General features: G+C 59.6%; 18 protein-coding genes. 6 read left to right on the plus strand and 12 right to left on the minus strand.

The features are described 5' to 3' along the window. The first annotated feature begins 10 nt into the window (after positions 1 to 10). From EAI80_RS01065 to EAI80_RS01085, 6 genes are all read left to right on the plus strand, one after another. Positions 11 to 1,282, plus strand: a complete 1,272-nt coding sequence (locus EAI80_RS01065) for a relaxase/mobilization nuclease domain-containing protein (protein ID WP_129980610.1) — start codon at positions 11 to 13, stop codon at positions 1,280 to 1,282. Between the two features lie 106 nt (positions 1,283 to 1,388). Further along, entirely contained in the window at positions 1,389 to 1,586 is a 198-nt protein-coding gene (locus EAI80_RS01070; RefSeq protein WP_129980611.1) for a hypothetical protein, read from the plus strand. 51 nt (positions 1,587 to 1,637) lie between these two features. Next, a complete protein-coding gene (locus tag EAI80_RS13285) occupies positions 1,638 to 1,799 on the plus strand; it encodes a hypothetical protein (protein WP_153903708.1) in 162 nt (53 codons plus the stop codon). Next, a complete protein-coding gene (locus EAI80_RS01075) occupies positions 1,792 to 2,007 on the plus strand; it encodes a hypothetical protein (RefSeq protein ID WP_036745239.1) in 216 nt (71 codons plus the stop codon). Before EAI80_RS13285 ends, EAI80_RS01075 begins: the two co-directional genes overlap by 8 nt. 4 nt (positions 2,008 to 2,011) lie before the next feature. Continuing rightward, positions 2,012 to 2,617, plus strand: a complete 606-nt coding sequence (locus tag EAI80_RS01080; protein WP_129980612.1) for a hypothetical protein — start codon at positions 2,012 to 2,014, stop codon at positions 2,615 to 2,617. Positions 2,618 to 2,736: 119 nt separating this feature from the next. After that, positions 2,737 to 3,963 carry a hypothetical protein gene (locus EAI80_RS01085; RefSeq protein WP_129980613.1) on the plus strand — a complete coding sequence of 409 codons (1,227 nt, stop codon included), beginning with the start codon at positions 2,737 to 2,739 and terminating at the stop codon, positions 3,961 to 3,963. Between the two features lie 677 nt (positions 3,964 to 4,640). On the opposite strand, the gene EAI80_RS01090 is transcribed toward EAI80_RS01085, so the two are convergent. From EAI80_RS01090 to EAI80_RS01145, 12 genes are all read right to left on the minus strand, one after another. Next, a complete protein-coding gene (locus tag EAI80_RS01090; protein ID WP_129980614.1) occupies positions 4,641 to 5,099 on the minus strand; it encodes a hypothetical protein in 459 nt (152 codons plus the stop codon). 15 nt (positions 5,100 to 5,114) lie between these two features. Then, the gene (locus EAI80_RS01095; RefSeq protein WP_129980615.1) at positions 5,115 to 5,447 is read right to left on the minus strand and encodes a hypothetical protein; all 333 of its coding nucleotides are present in this window, start codon (positions 5,445 to 5,447) and stop codon (positions 5,115 to 5,117) included. A gap of 106 nt (positions 5,448 to 5,553) precedes the next feature. Continuing rightward, positions 5,554 to 6,606: a zincin-like metallopeptidase domain-containing protein gene (locus EAI80_RS01100; RefSeq protein ID WP_161220256.1), complete on the minus strand. Its 1,053-nt coding sequence runs from the start codon at positions 6,604 to 6,606 to the stop codon at positions 5,554 to 5,556. A 177-nt stretch (positions 6,607 to 6,783) separates the two neighbouring features. After that, positions 6,784 to 7,572 carry a class B sortase gene (locus tag EAI80_RS01105; RefSeq protein WP_129980617.1) on the minus strand — a complete coding sequence of 263 codons (789 nt, stop codon included), beginning with the start codon at positions 7,570 to 7,572 and terminating at the stop codon, positions 6,784 to 6,786. A 120-nt stretch (positions 7,573 to 7,692) separates the two neighbouring features. Further along, the gene (locus EAI80_RS01110; protein WP_129980618.1) at positions 7,693 to 8,247 is read right to left on the minus strand and encodes a hypothetical protein; all 555 of its coding nucleotides are present in this window, start codon (positions 8,245 to 8,247) and stop codon (positions 7,693 to 7,695) included. A 75-nt stretch (positions 8,248 to 8,322) separates the two neighbouring features. Then, positions 8,323 to 16,089: a VaFE repeat-containing surface-anchored protein gene (locus EAI80_RS01115; RefSeq protein ID WP_129980619.1), complete on the minus strand. Its 7,767-nt coding sequence runs from the start codon at positions 16,087 to 16,089 to the stop codon at positions 8,323 to 8,325. 47 nt (positions 16,090 to 16,136) lie between these two features. Beyond that, positions 16,137 to 16,769, minus strand: a complete 633-nt coding sequence (locus EAI80_RS01120) for a hypothetical protein (protein WP_129980620.1) — start codon at positions 16,767 to 16,769, stop codon at positions 16,137 to 16,139. Positions 16,770 to 16,795: 26 nt separating this feature from the next. Next, positions 16,796 to 17,281, minus strand: coding sequence for a hypothetical protein (locus EAI80_RS01125; RefSeq protein ID WP_129980621.1), 486 nt, complete (start codon positions 17,279 to 17,281; stop codon positions 16,796 to 16,798). A gap of 105 nt (positions 17,282 to 17,386) precedes the next feature. Continuing rightward, on the minus strand, positions 17,387 to 17,692 hold the full coding sequence (locus EAI80_RS01130; RefSeq protein WP_129980622.1) for a hypothetical protein: 306 nt from the start codon (positions 17,690 to 17,692) through the stop codon (positions 17,387 to 17,389). A 12-nt stretch (positions 17,693 to 17,704) separates the two neighbouring features. Continuing rightward, positions 17,705 to 19,222, minus strand: coding sequence for a hypothetical protein (locus EAI80_RS01135; RefSeq protein WP_129980623.1), 1,518 nt, complete (start codon positions 19,220 to 19,222; stop codon positions 17,705 to 17,707). A gap of 19 nt (positions 19,223 to 19,241) precedes the next feature. Next, the gene (locus EAI80_RS01140) at positions 19,242 to 20,021 is read right to left on the minus strand and encodes a hypothetical protein (protein WP_129980624.1); all 780 of its coding nucleotides are present in this window, start codon (positions 20,019 to 20,021) and stop codon (positions 19,242 to 19,244) included. A 9-nt stretch (positions 20,022 to 20,030) separates the two neighbouring features. Next, a complete protein-coding gene (locus EAI80_RS01145) occupies positions 20,031 to 21,053 on the minus strand; it encodes a hypothetical protein (protein WP_021420628.1) in 1,023 nt (340 codons plus the stop codon). Positions 21,054 to 21,055: the final 2 nt, after the last annotated feature.

Consider the following 21,055-nt stretch of genomic DNA (forward strand, 5'->3'; position numbering starts at 1 on the left):
AGGTAGAGCCATGACCATCATCAAACAGGGAGGGGTGAGCAGCAAATCCCATCAGCGAAACCTCCGAGCCTACATAAACGATGACAAGAAGGTGCTCCTGCGCGATTCCCAGAACATGGAGGAGTGCAAGGACTTGAAGCGGTGGGCGAGTTACATGGAGCGCACCCGCAAGACTTTCGGGCATGATAAGGCCGCCCGTCGCATCCGCGATAGGAAGACCGGTGAGTTGAAGGAGGCCAAGAACACAGTGCTGTTCCATCAAATCGTGGCCTTTCTTCCCGACGAGTGCGACCTAAACGGCGGCAAGCTCACGCCGGAGGACTGCATGAGATATGCGAGGGATTACGTCGGCACCTATTACCCGAACCAAGAGGTGGTCTTCGCCCTTCACAACGAGTATTGCAAGGAGGACAAGACCCATCGCTATGCGGTCCATATCGTCATAAACCGCAGCGACCTCTCAACCGGGAAGCGATTGGATGAGGGTAGGGGCAAGGAGGCGAAGGTTCGCCGTGCCTCCCGCATCCGCAAGATGGACAAGGCATGGGGCTTGAAGCAGGTGGAGCGCGACGAGCGCAATTCCTCCGTCCATAAGAAGCAGCCGTCGAAGGTGGAGAAGGAGATAGAGGGGCGCGGTGGGGAGTCCTACAAGATGAACCTGCGCGAGCTGTGCCGCCTCGCAGCTGACAGGGCCGAGAACATCTACGAGTATCGTGAGATGCTTGAGGGCTGGGGCGTTGACACCCAGTTTCGCAAGGGCAGGCTCTATGTCACCGACACCGACAACTCCAAATATTCCTTCTCCCTCGCGAAGCTCGATGCCGACCTGAACGCGAACGGCCTTGAGGACCGCTTCTTGCAGAACGTGGAGGCGGACATCGAGGCCAAGGGCGCGGAAATCGCCGAGGCCCGTGCAGCCGTCGAGGCCGAGCGCCAGCGCGTCACCGGCATCCGCGATGCCTACCTAGAGGAGATGAGGAAGACCTACCTCGATTACCGCAAGAAGGCGCATGGCTTGGAGGGCACCGCCCTCGCCGCGTTCCCGAAGCTCGAACTCAAGCGCCCGCCCAAGGAGGTCGTGGACGACCCCGAGGTGAAGCGACTGTGGCTCGCGTACCGTCGCGGTGCCGACGAGTTGCGCGTCGAGATGGCCTCCGAGGTCCCCTATGCACGCAAGCCCAAGAAGGGCGGCGGTACGAGCGGGTCCGGTAGCCAGCCGCGCCGCGAGGCCCCGTCCATGGGTAAGGATGAGCGCGGGCATGAGCGAACGGACGTGCGCTAAGTAGCGGTCCCGTGAAGATACCCAACCTCCCGCATGACCGGCAGGAGCGTGCGTGCCATACAGGTGATGCGTCATAAGATGAGGAAGAACGGGGAGGTCCGCACCGATGAGTAAGGTGGACGGCGACCTCATCCAAAGCATCCTCTGGTACGCGATAGCCGCCATCTGGGCACTCATCGCGATAGCTCGGTGGCTCAGCGGCGGACCCGATGGGGCGGATGCCATGACCCACTTCGGCATCGCCTTCATCTTGGCGAACATCTTCGAGCTTCGGTCGGAGATGGGTAAAATTGGAGAAAAGTAGTTTACTATTGATATAGTATGGTATAATACTATTGCATGGAAAGGAGAACGAATGGCTAACAAAGAATGCAGGGAGGCGGATTGCGCCCATTGGCTCGGCAGAAATCTGGGATGCGAATACACCGATTTGGATGGATGCCGCATCGACCCTCGCAACTGCCCGGAATATATCAGTTGCGAGGATTATCACGAGCAGGAGGAGTTCTATGAGTAAGGAGCAGGCGACGGAGAAGTGGGTCGTGGAGGTGCGCCGCGCCCACGCATTGGAGCACCGACCGGGCAACTGGTGTTGCGTGGCCCAATGTGATGACGGCCAGACCGCCATCACCGTGGCCGATGCCTTGCAGAACTTCATGCGAACCGGTCTCATAGGCGATGATTTCCACACCCGCACCAGACTGGTGGGCGAGAAGGGGGCGTGACGGCATGGCATATAGCGCGAAGAACGTCAAGGAATCTCTAGGGCAAGGGGAGGATATGGAACGCGATGACGAGCGCGTCGAGACGCACATCAGCGGAGTCAGGAACCTCAGCGAGGAGGCGCGTGAGATGCGTGCCGCAGGCCGCAAGCTGGTTGGCGAGAACGAGGAGAAGGCCGATGACCTCAGCGATTACCGAAGGCTCTCCGGTTCCGTGAAGAAGCTCAAGGAGAGCGTGGATGCCCAGAGGGCCGAGGTCAATCAGGCCGTGAAGAAGATGGACCAGACGCTCTATGAGATGCGCAATCTGGTTGATAGGGTCGAGGAGCTGTACAACAGCACCAAGGACGAGACCCATTCCGCAGAGCAGGCCGCGCTCAACGGCGTGAACAAAGCGCAGGAGAAAGCGCAGGAGATAACCCTTCGCAACATAGACGAGGCGACGCAGCGCAGTAAGAAGGCCATCGACACGATGGTCTTGGAGTCGAAGCGGCGTATCGAGCGCCTTGCGATGGTCACCCTGCCGGACCGCATGTTCCATTTCCTCAAGTGGACGGCGCTCATGCTCGTGCTGTTCATCTTGGTCCACATCGTCTGGCAGATGTTCTCGTAACACGCAGGCTCGAAGATGCGCGTGATTTCGCCCTATGCGGATGACGCGGACACATACATATAGGTTCAGATTGAAGTAAGCGCCGCGCTCGCGGCGCGGGATTGAAAGGAAGATTGGTCATGGAAGACAAGAAGGATTTCGATAAGGATAAACAGGAGATGGGCACAAAGCAGATGCCGCATGTCCCGATTGAAGATGAGGACACCGGGAAGAAGGGCACCATCGTGCTCTTCGGCCATGAGTTCGACAAGAAGAAGGCCGTGATGGCCGGACTCGGCGGGCTGCTGGCAATCGCCCTCATCGGAGGCGGTGTCTGGTACGCGGCTTCGCAAAAGCCGGAGCCGAAGGAGCCTACGCCCATCGAGCAGACTGAGAAGCAGGAGCAGCAGGTCATCCAGCTCGGTGCCAAGTCGGACGGCTGGGTGAAGGGCGAGTCCTCGCCGGTCATCGCCCACATCGTGAACAAGGAAGAGAAGGTGGACTACTACCACGCCTACGACGCGAACGAGCCGCATGCGCTCGACGTGCCAGCAGAGGGCGAGTACGAGGTCTCCTTCATTAGCCCCGTGGACAAGGACGGCTCCACCTACGAGGTCCCCAAGACCGCCAAGGTGAAGTCCGGGGTCGAAGACAAGGATGGGAAGGACACGGGGGATGAACTGCCCTTCGAGTTCAAGCCCATCGCAGCTGACAAGGCTGACGCGGATGCGCTCAACGCCATCGTGAAGTCCGTCGGCGAGGCCGTGAAGAAGGGCGACGAGACCCTGACCGGAGTGAACGGCACCAAGGTCATCGAACTGGTCAAGGAGAACGCCAAGGCGAACCCGAACGCCGACAAGGACAAGGTGGATGAGGAGAGCCAAAAGGCCGAGGAGGGCGTGACCGACGAGCCGTCAGGTAACAGCGATGGTACGCCTGCCCCCGAGACCGGTGGCAATGACAACAGCGGCAGTGCATCTGGCGGTGGTAACGGTGGGAACTCCGGCTCAAATGGCGGGGGTGGTAGCTCGAACAGCGGTGGCGGTGAGAGCAAGCCGCAGCACACCCATAACTGGGTTCCCCAGACCACGGTTGTGCATCACGATGCTGTGTATCAGACGATTCATCATGATGCGGTGTATGGAACCGGTGTCGAGTGTAATGGATGTTTCGCTCAGTTTGATTCGTATGGAGCTTGGAAAGCACATTGCAACTCTCAACTAGACAGTGGAAACACTAATTGCATGGGCTATCATACTATCAATATAGTATTAGAGCAAGCATGGGACGAGACTGTTGAAGTTTCTCCTGCATGGGACGAGACTGTTACTATCGGATATGCCTGCTCCTGCGGTGCGGCTAAATAGAATACTGGATTACAGTTTTGTAAGTTGCTCTATCTTGCAAAAAGAAAAGCCCCCGGTTACCAGCCGGGGGCTTCGTCATATCAGTGCCGTGCAATCCATCTCGGGATTCCACCCCGAACCCCGCAAGGGACGCGTCCCTTGACCCGTATCTCGGGTTTTACCCGAACCCATCCTCGCCGGAGGGCAGGGAAAGCAGGAGGCCTCCTTTCCTTTACCGAGAGGATTCCCTGTGAGCCTCCTGTAAACGGGCTTTCGCGGCATATCCTCGCCAAGGCTCCGGTATTCCACGCTCCCGTTGACAACGGCTCCGCGCCGATTTCATGCAAAGGAAAAGCCCCGGTTTATACCGGGGCTTCATGCAGGTCATATGGAAACCCGAACGAAAGACGTATCTAGTTGAATGCCCTCAATGGCACAAGGCGAAGATATAGTATCCACAAATTACGACTCCGAACATGAGCCATGACCCGATGGCAGACCATTTGGTTGCGACTTTTGCGACCGTCGGAAGATTTCGATATTTCAGACGATAGAAGATGAGGGCATAGATTACCGCGATATATTGAAAGAACATTCCAAGTACGAACCACATCGCTTTCCATTCTTTGGTCAGTACGGGAACTTTGTAACGTCCGTCAAGAATCTCGTATTTCACCTTTCCTCACCTCGCTTAGTACTTATCGTTCGTTATTCTTTACCGGTGCTTCTCGATTTTGCCCGGTGTTATTCTCTAATGCTCTTGCTGCTTTCCTCATGGCCTTCATCTCAGATTGAAGGGTTGCATGAGGTTCAGGCTCATCTGGAAGTTCCACCTCATCATTGATATGGTCAAGGTGCTCAAGGACATCATGGCGCTTGCCGATTTCGGTGAGGGTTGCAGCTTGGGCGCATTCCCTGAACCATGGGAACGTCGCTTGCAGTCTCTCCAAAACCGAGAATGCGTCGGCATAGGACATTCCATGGATAGATTCGTATCCCGAATACTGGGAATGCTCGAATCCGTTGGCCTCCATGAAAGCCTTGATTTTCGACCATGCGTTGTTGTAACTCGTGGTGCTACCAGAAGGAGATGGATATAACTCCTCTAGCTTCTCGTTATCCAAATCGAAATTGAATGCCTTGCGTTTGTGCGACATGGTACATCATCGCCGTCATGCGTATAAGCGCTCTGGATTGTTGCGGCGCAAGACATCAAGGTAGTCAACCTGCTCATCGCAGTCGTCCTCAAAAGCGGTCATGGACTTGATATTACGCATGACCCATCCGGTTCTGGACAACAGTGACAACGCGAGGCACTGCGACTCGACCTCATCGCCGTCAGTCGCCTTCCAAGTCCCTTGAGCGATGCGGATACATCCGTACCGAGAGAGGTTCCTGTCCGTGTAATCGTAGAGTGTTTCGATGTCGTACCCATTGCGTTTCGCCTTGTTCTCATCGAACTCGATGGTGAAGCTCCATGGAGTCGGTTCAATCACTTTCGGCATATATTTCATCCTCCTTCACCTCGCTTATAGTGCCTTTCTACTTCTAATGTTGATAGTTTTCTACACTACTATTATACTACATTTCAGCCATTTCCACAACTGTTTTCTACCGCGCGGAGACCGCGATTTCAGGCGCTTTGGCCTGTTCATCATGGCTCTTCGCCGCGTCCTTCATGGCTGTGACTTCGCCCTTGAGGGACACCTTCTCGGGTGCACGTTCCACGTCGCGGTCGCGGCGCTTCTCCAAGACATCGTTGTAGCGCCCGATGATGAGGGTGCCCGCCTTATCGGCCTTCGCCGCCGCCTTGAACAGGTATGATGGGTCGTCTTCCAGCGCGTGCATCCACGATTGCAGGTAGGAGACGTGGTTCTCGTAATGCTCGCCCTCGTAGTCGGTGTTCTGGATGCCGAGGTCTGCGGAGAGGAAAAGGGAGCCGAGTTCGGCCACAAGCTCCTCCTGCGCATACTCGGGGCTTCCGAAGTCAGTGTTGCAGCCGCGATTGAGGGCGGAGGGGTGTCCGGTCGAATGGGTCATCTCGTGCAGGAGTACGCGAGTGAACGTCTCATCCGATAGGAAGGTCTCGCGCGGGGCGATGAGGATGCGGTCGGAGCCGGGGGCGTAACCGGCGCTCCCCTGATAGCGCATGGATTCCACGATAGGGCACCGGGAGGAGAGGATGAGGTCGTCCGCGATAGCGGCGGTGCGGTCGCTCACATGCTCCGGTGCCGGTGGGGCGGGGATGCCCTCAATCTCGCTGGCGTTGAAGACGTTCCAATAGCCCACGCAGCGCAGGTAGTGGCCGGTGACCTCCTTCTCACCCGTGTCCTTGTTCTCCTCCTTGATGGAGAACTCGCGCCATTTCTCGATGAGCGCGGCCTTGGCCCCCTTCTTGAGGTGCCAGCCGCTATCGCGAATCTGGTTGAAGGTGCACCAACGGTTGTCCGTGAACCCGCGCATGTAGCCCACGAAACCGAGATGGAGGCGGTTGCCGCCCTGATACACCGTGCCGGATACCGGGTTGTGGGGACTGAGGGAGGGGATGTAGGGTTCCGACCAATGGAGTCCGTCGCGTTTCATGTCCTCGATAATCTTCTCGACCACAAGCGCACGCTGTTTCTCCACGATTTCAAGCGACTTCGATTTCTTCTGCTCTTTCATTTCAGTCCTTTCCGCGTCAGCCGATGGCATCATTATATCAACGCGCGTGGCGGGCCACCTGACGCCGATTTTCGGTGGTTGAAGAAAAAACGACCCCACAGAATCGTTTCTGCGGGGTCTTGGGAGGATGGTGTCGAGTTCAGCCCCCGGCAACATGGCAAACCGCCTGGAACGGTCTCAGGATGCGTCTGGTGCGATTTGCGTATTTTCGGCTTGATTCTTGGCCGTTTCTTGCATACTCGTGACGAGGACGGTGCGCTCGTTATCGACCCAGATGTTATAGGAGCAGGTGACGAGCGAGATGACCTGACCCGGTTCCGTCTCAACATCGAGCACCATGGCGGCGTTCGCACGCGATTCGCCGTACCATGCGCGGAAGTCCGCCTCACCCTCGAAGTCGATGCGCTTGTTGCGCTCGCGACCGTTGACTATCTGCGCGAACCGCGCCTCGTAGGTCATCTTCGAGGTCGGGGTCTGGATGAGCACGCGGGCGTGCTCGCGGGCGAAGTCCTCGTCCTTGTAATCGGCGACGGTTCCCATGGGGGCCACCTTCTTGTCGTTCCAGAAATGATGCCCCAAGATGACGGCGTTGCGGCTGGACAGCCCCAGCTCCTCGCAATCGGCATCAAGGTAGATGGCACCGGCTGGGTTGTAGTTGCCGTACACGTCGTGCTTGAGGTAATAGCCGGGGGCGTCTCCATGGGCTTGCAGGATGGGGGAGTCCACGGTGGTGCCGGGGATGGTGACCCAGCCGATGACATCCGGGTTGATGTCCTGCCAGTAATCCCAATCGACCGCAGGAAACCCATCGCCGTCCTCCACCGTGGACTCGGTGGCCGCGTCTGGCGAGGGCGGTGTATGCGCCGCCTGCCTGCAATAGAGGAGGAAGGCGAACATCGCTGCGGCGCTCAGCAGGAAGACAGCTGAGGCCGCGAAAGCTATGCGCGATTTCGTTCTCTTCTTCAATTCTGTTCACCTCCTAGCTTCTAATCATATCATCCGTCGTTTCTGGCTTTTGAATCGTCTCCATGAGAAAGACCCGGCACCCCGATTGCAGGATGCCGGGTCTTGAAAAGGAGAGGGTCGCTACTCGGCAGTCGCCGGTTTCTCCTCGCCGCAGAGCGTGCAGACGAGCTTGTCCGGCACGGACTCATCGTAGGCCGGGGAATCGGTGACCTCGCGGGTGAAGCCCTCGCTCACCAGCACCTCGCCGGTGATGGGCACGTTGGTGGAGTAACCGGAGTGACCGGTGTCCTTGATATGCGCATCGGCGATGCCGTCGATGGTCTGCTGGCAGTCGTTGCACACGGTGTGGTAGCTGGTCTTGGCCTCGTAGACCGGTGGGACGTTCTCGGTGTGGGTCACCGCGTCGTGATGCACCGTCTTGTAGGTGACCGTCCAGTCGTGCTCGCAGGGCTTCTCGCCATCGACTTGCTCCTGCTGGCTAGTCGGGGTGCCAGAGCCGGGAGCTGTGGGCGTGCCACCCTGCCTGCCGGACAGGTAGATGCCGCCGGTGATGAGACCGACGACGAGCAGGGCACCCGCCGCGATACCGACGAGGATGCGGCGCTTGGCCTTGGCCTCGCGGTCGGCGGGGGTCTGCGGTTTCTCTCCGTCGTTCAGACGGTTCTTGTCATCCATGGGTGTCCCCCTTTCTGGGATAGGGCGGGCGCTCCCCATTCGCATGGACGGAGCGCCCGCAACATGTGCAGTGGGTTAGGCCTCGGAGTCGCCCGAGACATCCCCGTTGTCAGTGTCGTCGCCTTCATCGGCTGCGGCATCCTCGGCCTTCGCGGCGCGACGGTTCTTGATGCCGTAGTAGGCGCAGCCGCACGCGAGCACGGCGAGTGCCGCGATGGAGACCACGATGAAGAAGTCGTTGCCGCCGGTCTTGCCGAAGAACCCGCCGGGAGGCGTGGTGGTCACGGTGACCGTCTGCCCCTCATCGTCGATGTCCTTGTGCTCGGCGACCAGAACCTCGGTGGCCTCGTTGCCCTGCTCGGTCTGCTTGTACAGCTCCTCGAACACCACGAGGTCGTGGCCGTCGAGGGAGGAGGCGTCGAACTTGCCGAGGTCGATGTCGATGGTGCCGTTCTGGCTGTTGGGCGTGAACTTGAGTTCGGCGGTGACGTGCTGGTCGTTGATGGACAGCATCTCGCCGGTCTTCTTGTCCATGAGCGTCGCCTTGAGGGTGTATTCCTTGCCCGGAATCAGGCCCTCGTAGGTCACGCGGTCGGTGATTACCGCATCCTTACCGGCCATCAGCGTGTGGTCGCCGTCGGACTTGTCCGTAGCGGTGGTGCCGATGACGGTGGGCACGAGGTTCACGGTCTGCTCCTCGGAGTCGAGGTCGCATTCGGAGGCGACGATGACGGGGGCGGAACCCTCCTCATCCGCGACCGCGTTCTTGGACATAACCTCGAACACCACGATGTCCTTGGTCTCGCCGCCGAGGCGGTCGATGACATCGTTGGCGTTGAAGTGGAAGTCCATGGTCACGGTGCCGTCGTACTTCTCCGGGGTGAACTCGGCGGTCTGGTAGACCAGATGGGAGATGAGGTCTTCGTTGTCGGCGATGAACTTGCCGAGGGCATCCATGTCGATGGACACCGGCAGCTCGCCGGTGGCGGAGTAGTTGAGCACGATACCGGAGTCCTTGAGCACGGCCACGTCGGAGACGGCTTCCTTCTGCTCATCGGTCAGGGCATCGTAGCCCACCTTGCCGGTGGTGTCCACGGTGGCGGAGGTCAGGCCGTCCTCATCGGTCTCATAGGTGGTGTCGATGACCTCGAAGGTGCCGTCCGCATGGACGCGCACGGTCTGGGACTTCTTCACCGAACCGTCCTCGGCGGTCTCATCGGAGACCACGATGTCGGCGATACCCTCATCCTCATCCTGCGCGGAGAGTCCGAGCACGTCGAGGAGCTGCTGCATGAACGCCGCGACATCCGCCTCGGTGTACTTCTCGCTGCCCTCGCCCGTGAGGATGGGAAGGCCGGTCTCGGCATCCATGAGGATACCGGTCATGGTGTAACCGATGCCGGTCAGGGCGTTCTCGTAGGCCACCTCATCGGTGATGGTGGTCTCCGCATCCGCGATGACGTTCTTGTCCCCATCGAGGCCGTCGGTGGCCGTGGTGGAGATGCCCGTCACATGGGCGGTCGTGGTCTGCTTGCCGTCCTCGATGTCGGCGTGGGCCACAAGCTCGACGCCGTTCTTCTCAAGGCTCTCGAATGCGACCATCTCGGTGTCCTGCGGGATGCCGGCGGAGTCGAAGGTGAAGGTCACCTCGACCTTGCCGTCGCTCTTCTCGGGCGTGAAGGTGGTCTCTGCGGTGACGGGCTTGCCGTCCACCTCAAGAGCCTTCTCCGTGACGTTGCCCTCCTCGTCGGTCACCTTCACATGGAGGCTGCCCTTCAAGGTGTAGGTCTTGCCGGGGATGACGTTCTTGTACTCCACGGTGTCGATGACCGTGGTCTTGCCGTCGGTCACGACGTTCTTGTCGCCGTCATGGCCGTCCAGCGCGGTAGTGCCGATTTGCGGACGGGTGACCGTGGTGGTCTGCTTGCCGTCCTCGATGTCCGCATGGCTGGCGATTTCAACACCGGTGCGCTCAAGGGACTCGAAGACCACGATGTCCGTCTTGTCGGCGATGGTGCGGGAGTCGAAGGTGAAGGTCACCTCGACCTCGCCGCTGGCGGTCTCAGGCGTGAAGGTGGTCTCAGCCGTCACCGGCTCGCCATCCACCTCAAGAGGCTCCGCCGTGAGGTTGCCGTCCTCATCGGACTTCTTCACCTGCATGGCACCCTTCAAGGTGTACTCCTTGCCGGGGATGAGGCCGGAGTATTTCACGGTGTCCACGATGACCGTCTCGTCATCGGTGACGATGTTCTTGTCGCCGTCGATGCCGTCCAGTGCGGAGGTGGTGATGAACGGGTGCTTGACCGTGACGGTCTGCGCCTTGTCCTTGATGTCCGCATGGGCGGCGATTTCAACGCCGTTCTTCTCAAGGGACTCGAAGGCCACGATTTCCGTGTCGTGGGGAATGGTCAGAGAGTTGAAGTGGAACACCACATCGACCTTGCCGTCGGCCTTCTCAGGCGTGAAGGTGGTCTCTGCGGTGACGGGCTTGCCGTCCACCTCAAGAGCCTTCTCCGTGACGTTGCCCTCCTCGTCGGTCACCTTCACATGGAGGGTACCCTTCAAGGTGTACTCCTTGCCGGGGATGAGTCCCGTGTACTCCACGGTGTCGATGACCTCGGTGGTGTCATCGGTGATGACGTTCTTGTCGCCATCCGCGCCATCCACGGCAGTGGTGCCGATTTCAGGATGGGTCACGGTGACGGTCTGGTTCTTATCGTCGATGTCGGCGTGGGACGCAAGCTCGGTGCCGGAGCGCACAAGGCTCTCGAAGACCACGATGTCCGTCTTGTCGGCGATGGTACGGGAGTCGAAGGTAAAGGTCACCTCGACCTTGCCGTCGGCCTTCTCAGGCGTGAAGGTGGTCTGACCCGTGACGGGCTTGTCGCCCACCATCAGGGGCTTGCCGGTGCTCTTGGAATAGAGCTTGCCGTTCAGGGTGTACTCCTTGCCGGGGACGAGGTTCTTGTACTCCACGGTGTCGATGACCGTGGTCGCGTCATCCACGACAACATCCTTGTCGCCGTCGATACCATCGCGTGCGGAGGTGGAGATACCGGGGACGGTCACGACCACCATCTGGTTGATGTCCTCGATGTCCTCATGGGTCACGAGCACATTGCCGTTTCGCTCAAGGTTCTCGAACACCACGAGCTGGGTGCCGTCCTCAAGGTCGCGGGAGTCGAAGGCGAAGGTCACGTTGACCGTGCCGTGTGCGGCCTCGGGGGTGAAGGTGGTCTCTGCGGTGACGGCTTCGCCGCCCACCTCAAGGGGCGTCGCTACGGGCTTGCCGTCCTTCTCGCCCTTCACCTGCATGGAACCCTTGAGGGTGTATTCCTTGCCGGGGACGAGGTTGTGGTACTCGACGGTATCCACGATGACCGTCTCGCTGTCGGTGACCACGTTCTTGTCGTTGTCGATGCCATCCAGCGCGGTGGTGGCAATCTTGGGGTTCTTGATGGTGACCGTCTGGCCCAAATCCTCGATGTCGAAGTGCTTGGCGAGGAAAGTGGAGACGTCTTCGGCATTCTCCATCAATTTGAGCAGCGCGTCGGCATCAGGCTCGGTGAGGTCACTTGGCTCCAAGGGAATGCCGAAGAGCACTTCGGCAGCCACGAGCTGGGTGCCGTCCTTGAGCGCCAGCGAGTCGAAGGTGAAGGTCACATCGGCATCGCCGTCTGCGGTCTCGGGCGTGAAGGTGGTGTAGGACACCACGGGAGCGCCATCGACCATAAGGGGTTCACCGGTGACCTCGCCATCCTCGGCGGTCTTCTTCACGAGGAGGGCACCGACGAGGGCGTAGCTGCGCCCGGGGATGAGATTCTTGTAATGGACGGTATCGACCACCGTTGCCGCATCGTCGGTGGAGACGAGCTTATCGCCGTCCGCGCCATCCACTGCGGTGGTGCCGATTTCAGGGGCGATGACCGTGACCTGCTGGTTCACGTCGTCCTTGTCGGTGTGCTTGGCGATGAGGGAACCGCCCTCGTCGTACAGCTTCTCGTAGACCGTGATGGTCTCACCGGCATGTTGATAAGTCTCGGGAACATTGATGGAAACGACCTCGAAACCGCTAGGCTCCTGAGCCGTGAAGGTGTGCTCCGTCACGTCCCCGGACAGCAGGTCGCCGGTCTTGGCATCGTGCAGCTCCGCGACCAGCTTGTAGTTGCGACCGGGGAAGAGGTTGGCGTAGGCCACCTTGTCCTCAATCGTGAGGAAGTTACCCATGCCGATGTTCGAGTCACCATCCATCGGGTCGTAGGCCTTGGTGGTGATTGAGGCCTTCACGTCGGTGAGGGTGCCGAAGTCGTACACCTTGCCGTCGCGGCTCACGATGACCGATGTCTCGATGAGCTGATAGCCCTCGTTGGCGGAGCAGCGAAGCTCCTCGATGAGGTAGGTGTCGTAGGGCAGTGCGCCCTTGGAGTCATCCGGCGTGGTGCCGCCGAACCAGACACCTGCGGTGGCATCCAGCTTGGAGCTGTCGATGACACCCTCGGCAGCCAGCGCCCAGTCGTTGGCGTTGGTCTCATGGGTGTGCTTGTTCCAAGAGGAGGCGGAGGAGAAGTAGCCATTTTCATCCGTCACGACCACATGGCTCTCGCCGGTGGTCTTGGAGGTGAGCTTGAAGGCCACTCCGGCGAGGCGGTCTTGGCCGTCATCGCCCTTCTTGGTGAACTCAAGGTCGCTGCGCATGACCTGATTCTCGAACGCGCCGTCGAAGGGGTTCACCAGCACGCCGTCCTTGGCGATGCGGAACTCATGCGGCTCGCCGTCGGTGAGCAGGTAACCCTCACCGGCCTTGACCTCCTGAATGGAGTAGAGACCGAAGGGCAGCAGATGAGCACTGGTGCTCGCTTCGCCATCCTTGATGGTTAGGGCATGAACGACCTGACCCTTGGTATAGGTCACGCCGGAGACGATGACGGGCTTCTCGTTGAGGGTCTTAATCTCGAACTTCGTGCCGTCGAGGGACGCGCCGCCGAGCGGGTCGCCGGTGCCGGTCTCGATGTCATGCTTGGTAATTTTCACGCCACCGCGAACAATGTCATCCTTGGCGGTGAAGGAATACATCTTACCGTCCTCAGAGACCGTCACTCGCATCTCGTTGGAGGTGTTGAGGTAATCGTCGTTGGTGGCCGTCTCGCGGATGATGTACTTGCCGTAAGGCAGGCAGTCCGCAGAGGTCTTCGCCACGCCGTTCTTGTCAGTGACGATGGTCTTCACCGTCTGACCGGGGTTGTGGCTCTTGCCATCGACCGTGACCGCGTTGGGGTTGTCGTTGATGATGGAGAAGGTGATGCCGCTGAAATCGGCACCGCCCTGCGGGGTCTGTCCAGTCTCGGAGTCGAGCTTCTGGACGGACACGCCGCCGCGAATCACCGTCTCTGGGATTTCAGGCATATTAAAGGTCGTGACACCTTCGAGATAGTTGTCCTGAATCTTCTGGAAGTCAACCTTCGAGTTCAACTTGTAACCGGTAGGAGCCTTTGATTCATACACGGCGAGAGAACCGCGAGGAAGGATTGGAACACCATCCTGATAGTAGAGTTCATCACCGGATACAAGTGAATCATTATCAAGGAACGCGCGGCCATTTTCATCTGTACGAACAACCCAAGTGCGCGTCGGCTTCACATCGGCCTTCTTGAGGGCATCGTAGTTGTCGTAATCCACGGTGTCGAAATACTCGATGGTGAACTCGGCACCTTCAAGGGAGGCGGAACCTTGCGGGAGGTTGTTGGCGTTGTATTCCTTATCACCATCAAACTTACCAAGGGCTATCATCACAGGGTCAAAAGATGCCTTGTCCTGTACCTGCACCGTGGTGGTCTGACCGCCGTGAACCGTGACCTGCTGGTCAGGCGCGGCCAGATAGCCCTTGGGCGGCTTGGTCTCGCGCACCGTGTAGGTGCCCTCGGGAAGCTCAAGGGTGTTGGTGTCGCCATGGGCGTTCGTGCGCAGCACGCCCATGGTCTGCCCAGTCGCATTGAGGACGGTGAACTCCGCGCCCTCAAGGGAGTAGCAGTCGTTACCGTCGGTGATTCCCGGGTTGGCGCTGGTCTTATGCAGGTTGATGTGACCGGCGAGGACACGCCACCCGATGCGGAAGAATCCCGCTCCCGCTTGAGTATGGGATGTGGGAACGGTCACGCCCACAATAGCCTCGTTACCGGATACGGAGAAGACGCGGACGTGCTGGCCGTACTGGTCTTCGGACGCGGCTGGCTCGTTGTAGTTCGGGTCATAGCCGAAGCTAGGGTTCACGCCGACATGGCCGCAGGTGAGCGCCAGCTTAGCGGGCGTGTTGATTTTCACCGTTCCGTTGTCTTGGGCGTAAATCTCAGCGGTGCGCTCGATGGAGTAGTTGCCCGCTTGGAGGCGGGAGACATCGACGCCCTGCCAACCCATGGCCTGATTGATTGTCTTGTTCTCGTACCTACCGCCGCCGGGGTTCTCGACTGCCGGAAGCGTGTATCCTGGAACGTTGCGCCCGGTGTAGGCGTTCTTTCCACGGGTGATGAATGTCTGACCGGCCCAAGGGGCGCTCTTGAACTCCCACGTGCCGATGTTGTTCACTGACATGCGGGGTTCGGGCATGCGGAAGAAGCTGGCGACCCCCTTGCCGAAGTTGTCTGACATCTTCACGTTCATGGCGTGGATGCCCGCCGGGGCCATGGCGAACTCAAGCGAACCGGTATCCGCATCGTACTGCCACATTCCCATGTCGGGCGTGTACTCGATGCCGTTGACCGTAACGCTGTCGATGGTGCGTCCGGTCAGGGATTCAAGCGCTACATCGTCGGTCGCTAGGGTGACCTTGGTGGACGCGGCTGTCACGGGAAGGGATACCTTGCCCTTACCGGCCACGTCGCCGCGCACGTCGTTGACGGTGCTGTTGAAATCGAAAGCCGCTTCGGCGGACTCATTCTCGACGGTATAGACGAGCTGGATTCGAGAGGAGGCCACCATCGGCTCTCCCTTGTCGTTCAGCTCGGTATAGGATTTGGGCACATATACGAGGCCGGTGGCCTCGTCCACGATGAAACCCTCGCGCATCTTCGCGTCGGCGTTGTTCTCGGAAGCGCCCCAGTCGGTGAGTTTTGCGCCCGAGATGTCGGCACCGGCCCAACCGACGTAGTAGTCGGCATCCGGGTCAACCTCGAAGAGCACGGCGTGGGAGACAGGTTGGGAGAGAAGTGCATCCCAATGCTCGGAGAAGCCGTCACCGTCCTCATCAGCCCAGAGCTTGTCGAGAGTCGCGTCGGGGAGTTTGCCGCCATCGACCACGGAGGTGGTGACGGTGAGCACGTCCGCGCGGGTCAGCTCATCGCCCTCGCCGACGTACTGGGCATCTGCATGTTCGCGGATGAAGCCCTCGACACTGGCGAATGCCTTGCCCTCATCGACATCGACGGCCTTAAAGGGCGCTGAGCCGGGAGTCCCATTCGCGTAGAAGGTGGATGTGACGATGGTGTCGCCCTCAACTGTGAAGGTGGCCTTACCGTCCTTGACATCGACGGCGTTGCCGTCCTCCTCATCCTTGAACACGGTGATGCCGTCGGAGAAGTAGCCCTCATCCGGGGTGACGTTCACCGTGACATCGGTGCCGACCTCGACGGCCAGCGTCATGTCCTCGGTGCCGTCGAAGGAGAGCTTGCCGTGCTGGGTCTCGGAGAGCGAGACGGTCGCAAGCTCCGGCTCGGCTGCGTATGCCGCGACGGGCGCGAACGCGTTGAGCATGGAGCTGGCGATGAGCACGGCTGACATGACTTTGGCGGTGATGCGCTTGCCTTCGAGCTTGCGCTTCACGCGTTTAATCTTGCAGAAGATTCGTTCCATGAAAGACTCCTTTCTTGATTGCTTGGTGGTTTGCCTGATTGCTATCTCTAACCGAAGTTGTAGCCGCCGATACCGCCCTCGGCATCCACGTCGGCCTCCTCGGTGTCATCTTCGTCCTCGACCTCGATGAACTCGGGGTCTTGGCATAGCTCCGCATCTCGGATGCGGCGGATGGCCGATGCGGTGTAGCCCATGCTCTCGGCCACTTCCTCCTCGTCCCATGTCGGATGGGCGTTCGCGAGGTAATCGTAGACCGCCACGGCGCGGCGGTTGATGGACTTGGTGGTCTCATCGGAGTAGCAAAGCTGCTCCTGCGCGAAGAAGCGCTCTCCGTTGATGAGGTCTTCGCCCTCGCGCCAAAGTAGCTTCTCGCCGTCCTTCTTGAGCCACACGATTTCGTCCAGCTCGTCAGGGGAGACGAGCAGCATGGCGCACCCGACCTTGCGCACGGAGGCGGGAACCTCGACCCCCTCCAAGGTCACCTTGCCTTGGGAGGATGCCGGGTTCCCGTCATACCAGTGCTGCACGAGGATGATGCCGTTCTCCTCAAGGGAGCCGAGATAGAGGTTCCAGTCGGTGAGGACGTTCAGCCCCTTGCCGCGATACGGCTCCGGGCACGTCTGCGTGGACGAATCGAACTCCTCGTAGCGGTGGCTCTTGAAAAGCACCTCGACCTTCATCTACCGTATTCCCCCTTCCTTGGACCCTAGCGGGTGTTGGCGTGCTCCTCGGGCGTGTTGTCCCCGGCCAGCTTGGCGGAGGACTCGCGCATCTGCTCGGACTCGCCCTTGAGGGTCGCGCCCTGCTCCTTGGCAGCCTCGCGCTCAGCTGCCTTCTCGGCCTTGAAGCCCTCGTTGGCTGCCTTGAGGCCCTTGACCAAATCCCAAGGCTTGACCTCGTACTTCTTGTACGGGTTCTGCTCATCACCGGCCTTGCCCGTCCAGACCTGAACAGGTTCATCGGCCTTGAAGCCGATGGTGACCTGCTCGCCGGAGAGCATCTGCTGCTTCATGCGCTCGTTGAGGAACACGTCGCAGGAGTAGTGGCCGAGGTCGATGCCGTTGACCTTGGTGCCCTCCGGGAAATGAACGTAGGCCTTCTCGAAAGTTCGACCGTCCTTGGCGGTGAACTCGTGCGGCGTGAGGAACGCCGCAGGCATCTTGACGTTGGCGTACTTCGCGTTCTCTGGCATGTCTATCACTCATCCTTTCTGTCCATAGAGTGCCTAAGACACCCTATATTGTATATCAATCGGCAGGTGGTGAAGGGAAACCACACCATCTGGGTAGCGGTTGCCCTAACGGCTCCTGCGCTTGTCGTCCTTTTCCTCGACTTCATCCTCGGCATCCACATGCGCGGTCAACGCGGCAGCCGCCGCGCGGGCGCGGGTCGATTCCCCGTGGATGGAGACCGGGAGCTCTTGCACCGCACTGGACACCACGCGTCCATGCGAGGTCACCTGAACCGCCTCCCGTAGGACGGCACAGCCATCTTCATACTCGTCGGCATCGTCATGCGAGGGTGCCTGCACGTCGAGGAGCGATTGGGTGACGGAGACGGTCATGTCATCCGCGTCGAGATAGGTGTCGCGTTCAAGTCCCATCTGGCATCCCTCCTAGCGCTCATCCTTGCCATCGGGTGCATCGGTGCCGCTGTTATTCTCGGCGAGCTTGGCGGATGCCTCGCGGGACTCCCTCACGGCCTGCTTGAGGCTCATGCCCTGCGGACGCTTGCGGTAATCGGAGATGGGCCTGTCCCCATGGGAGTCGAGCAGGTCATCGACCTTGCGGGAGTCCTCGTAGGTCGCGCCCTTCATTACATCGTAATCATGGCCGTCCACGGTAACCACGGTGCCGCAGCCCTTGAGGTCGATGCCGGAGGTCTCACGCGTGTCCACGAGGTTGAAGCGGTAGCCCGCCGCCACCGCGATTTTCTCGGGCTGCTGCGAGATGGCGGGGGAGGGCAAGGGAGACTCATTGAGCCAACTATCATAGACCTCATCGTAGGTGTATCCATAGCGGTTGCACAGCTCCTCGAAGACGCGCTCGCGCACCACGGAATCGCCCGCGCCGATGGAATCGTAAAAGCCGGTACCCGACGGTATCGCCGCGAGGGCGTCATCGAAGGTAAGGTCGAGGTTGAGTTCGGCCCCAAGCTCATCGTTGGGGAAGGCGGATGTATACCACTCGCGCACGTTGTCGATATTCAGAAGACCTTCGGGGACGGGTTTGTCAGATTTCAGGCTCGACATCGTTTCGGCGAGGGAGATTTCCCCCGATACATCCATGAGGTTTCCCTTGCCGAAGATACCGGACTCGGCGAGTTCGTCGGTCGAGTGGTAGGTCGCGACATGATGACTGTAATCGCCGTCTGCGGTGATGTCGTGCGCGGTCAGCTCAAGGTTCTCCAAATCACCGCCCTGCCTCGCTATCTCGTCGAGGAGTTCATCAGGCGTATACGAAAACACCTCGACCGTCGGGTCCTCGTAATCGGTGAGGTAGCTCACGATGAGGTCGCCGGTCTCGGGGTTGTAGTACGCGGCGTTGTACATCGACAGCTCGCCCTTGATGCGGGCGACCTCGAATGCGGCATCCGCCTCGTGCTCAACGGCCTTCGCGAAGCCGTCCACGAGGGTGTCGGTGTCCCTGCAATCCCATTCCTCATCGCCGCGCATCTCCTCGCATTTGTCGATGAGACTCTTGTATTGGCCCTCCCACTGACCGCGCTCAGCCTCGCGACTGAGCATATCGCGGACACTGGCTGTGAGGATTCCGATGTTATCGAAAAGATAGTCGATGCCATGGTCCTGCGCCATAGCGCCCTCGACCACATAGAGGCCCTTGATTAGCTCGACGGCCTTAACTGGCATCTCGCTGGTGTCAGCGACCATCTGGCGGAGCGTTTCGCCATGCGCCCCGACGTTCATGGCTGGTAGGTCCTCCTCTTTGAACTCGCGCTCGTTGGAGAAGACTTCACCGCCGAAACCGTAGTCGTTTTCCCAGATGGCATAGGCCTCTTCAAGGCTGTCGATGCCGTCACGGTCAACGAGGTCGAGTCCCTGCACGAACTCCTTGAGGCTGTGCCCGTGTTCAATCATCCATTCGAGCTGATAGCGCTCGTAATCGGTGAGCATGTTCCATCACATCCTTTCCTTATCGGGCATCTAGCCCGATGTCATGTTTTTCCGTACCATCCGCCATCTCAGCTGACGCGGCCTTCATGGCTTGAGCCTCGCCCCCGAGGGTGATGCGGTCGTTACCGGGCATTCCGCGCGTACTGTGCAACTGGTGACACTCGATTGCCCTGTCGAAGCTGCCCGGTTCGGTTGCATCGAAACCGTAGAGATGGGTTTCGCCGATTCGGTCGATGGGACACACCTGCTCATGCCCAAGGTAGTCGATATAGGAGAGTATGCGGTTGCCCTTGCGGCTCACGCGCTCATGGCAGCATTCGGGATGCTCATGGGCGAACGCGGCCACCGTGTCGGGGGCGAATCCATGCTCCTCTCGGTATGCACGATGACGGTCCAACTGCTCAATCCTCGCAGCCCGCATGGCCTCGCGCACGGCCCTCTCTTCCTCGATGGCCTGTCTATGCAGCGCATCGCGCTCGGCGACCTCGGCATCGGTCATCGGTCGGAACGACCCGCAGACCGCATCCTCATCGAGCTTGTAGAAATCCGTCTCGTTGAAGAACTTGGAGGTGTGGTGCCACGACGATTTGTGGAAGAACCGCTCGAACATATCATCCTTGCGCATACCCTTGAGCACATCGGGGTCGAAGGACATGTCGAACTCATCACAATAGGATTGGATGGCCGCGACCATGGCTTTTTTCGTCCATTTGCTATTGGGCATCTCGCCGTCCTCGTAAGCCTCGGCGGCGCGTCGTGACATCGAGTGGCCGATGTACCCCGAGTTCACGTCCATCATCGGTGCCTCCTAAGAGAGGTCGGGGATGAAGGAAGGCTCACGCTCATCGACAGAGCCGTCGGCGGAGAGCGCCTGAGATGCCCTGCGCATGGACTCGGCCTCGGCTTTCAGGGAGATGCCCCTATCGACGAAGGCCTCGGGGGAATCGCCGTCGCCGCCGTTCGGCTCGATGTTGTCCACCGCATCTGCAATCATCTCGTTGCCCATCTCGGCGAGGCGGTCGTGGAAATTGCTGTTAAGCCATCCGTTGTCGAAGCCGAGTTCTTTTAGCGTGGCATTCACGTTCGCATCGTTCACTTCGAGACCGGCGTTCTCAAGGGCGGATTCGATGTCGGCGCGGTACCAGAAGTCAGGGCAGATGACCTCCTCACCGGCGTCGGAGATGGTGCGGCTCTCAAGGTCTGCCGCCGCGCTGGCGAGGGAATCGTAGTAGGTGCCGTGACCCCAGTGCCCGGTCTCCTCATCATAGCCGTGCGCCACGATGAACTCTCGGCTGCCGTCGGCCATCTTGTGCATCACGAGCGCGTCATCACCGTTGCGGTCGATGGGGACGTGATTCTCCTTCCACGCGGCGATTTCTGCGGTCTTGTCCATGCCTTTCTCCTTTCCGGGAGCATCGGCCCCATGTTCAGCCATGTGCGATTGCACGGCATTTCTCACGTTCTCGGGGGACGCGATGACCCAACCGTCCTCGGAGGCGATTTGAGCGAACACCTCATCGCGCGGGTCGATTAGCGGAGCATTCTCCTCGCCGTCCTCGATGATGGTCTCGATGCTGTCGGTGATGTAACCCGTGTAGTTCAACCCGCCCACGATGTCCTCGTATAGGTCGAAGTCGGGATTGTCGATGACCGCCAGCAGGTTCGGGTCGTCGAGGTGGACGTATGTATTGGCGATGCTTCCCGTGTAGTTATATTCCCACCAGAACTCGCCGGTCTGAGGGTTGTAGAGGTCCTTGCCAGAAGCCAGTGCCTCCTTGACCGCCTGCGGCGTGTCGAGGTGGATGTCCTTGCCGTCATTCACCATGTCCATGT

The organism is Catenibacterium sp. co_0103 (assembly GCF_004168205.1).
In the GTDB taxonomy this organism is placed as follows: Bacteria; Bacillota_I; Bacilli_A; order Erysipelotrichales; family Coprobacillaceae; genus Catenibacterium; species Catenibacterium mitsuoka_A.